We start from the raw sequence: 1191 nt of genomic DNA, 5'->3' as shown, positions 1-1191 counted from the left end.
CTTGTCGCCCGAGATCGCCAGGATGCGCAGCTTGCCGGTGTCGTGCAGCGGCAGCACCACGTCCTCGGTGTCGACCGAGATGGGCACCTGGCCGCCGATCAGGTCGTTCAGCAGCGGGGCCGAGCCGCGGTAGCCGATCACCTGCGTCTGCACCTTGGCCTTCTCGCCCACCATGAGTCCGAAGAAGTGCGGCAGGCTGCCGGTGGCCGGCACGCCCACGTTGGCCTGGTTGGGGTTGGCGCGCATCCACGCCAGCAGGTGGTTGAGTTCGCGCACCGGCAGCGTGGGCGACACCGACAGCGCGAAGTTGTAGCTGTTGACGTGCGACACGGGCACGAAGTCGCGCTCGGGGTCGTAGTTGTTGTCCTTGAAGACGAGCGGCGCCACCACCATCACGGCCGGGTTGGCGAGCATCAGCACGTTCTGGCTGGCAGGCGTGTTCCTGGCCTGCTGCGCGGCCAGGCGGCCGCCGGCGCCGGGCTTGTTGTCGACGACCACCGGCACGCCCAGCCTCGCGCCGAGCTTGTCGCCCACGATGCGCGCCACGCGGTCGGTGGCGCCGCCGGGCGCGTAGCCGACGACGATGTGCAGCGGGCTGTCGAGCGCCTGTGCGCCCGCGCTGGCGGGCACGGCGGCGATGGACGCCATGAAGCCGGCTGCGGCAAGCAGCGCGGCAAGGCGGCGGGTGATGGGGGCGGTCTTGGGCATGTGGGGGTTCCTCCTCGGTTCGTTCGTTCGGTTGTTCAGTCGGTAGCCTGGAAATTCACGGCCTTCATGATGCCCGCCCAGCGCGCGGTGTCCTCGCGCATGGTCTTGAGCAGCGCCTCGCTGCCGTCGGCGATCGGGTACATGCCGTTCTGCAGCAGCAGCTGGCGCACCTCGCGGGCGTTGACGGCGCGGGTGAATTCGGCGCGCAGCTTGTCGATGACGGGCTGCGGCGTCTTGAGCGGCGCATAGTAGGCAAACCAGGCGGTGGCCACCACGTCCTTGTAGCCGGCCTCGACGAAGCAGGGCAGGTTGGGCATGAGCGGCGAGCGCTTCTCGCCGCTGGTGGCCAGCACCTTCGCGCGGCCCGTGGGCAGCATCTGCTGCGCGCCGCCGACGGTGTCGAAGTACACGGGCACGGTGCCGCCCATCAGGTCCTGCCGCGCGGGCGTGGAGCCGCGGTAGGGCACGTGCACCATCTTGAGC

General features: G+C 70.0%; 2 protein-coding genes. Both read right to left on the bottom strand.

Features of this window, described 5'->3' with window-relative positions; genetic code table 11:
* The coding region (locus AC1DOC_RS34395) for a tripartite tricarboxylate transporter substrate-binding protein (protein ID WP_478131672.1) at nt 1–708 on the bottom strand (708 nt) is incomplete at its 3' end.
* Between the two features lie 35 nt (nt 709–743).
* Nucleotides 744–1191, bottom strand: a 448-nt coding sequence (locus AC1DOC_RS34390) for a Bug family tripartite tricarboxylate transporter substrate binding protein (RefSeq protein ID WP_478131671.1), incomplete at its 5' end; no start/stop codon positions are given.

It is taken from the genome of Variovorax sp. 01T439_2, assembly GCF_056398445.1.
This window is presented reverse-complemented; position numbering and strand designations above follow the sequence as displayed.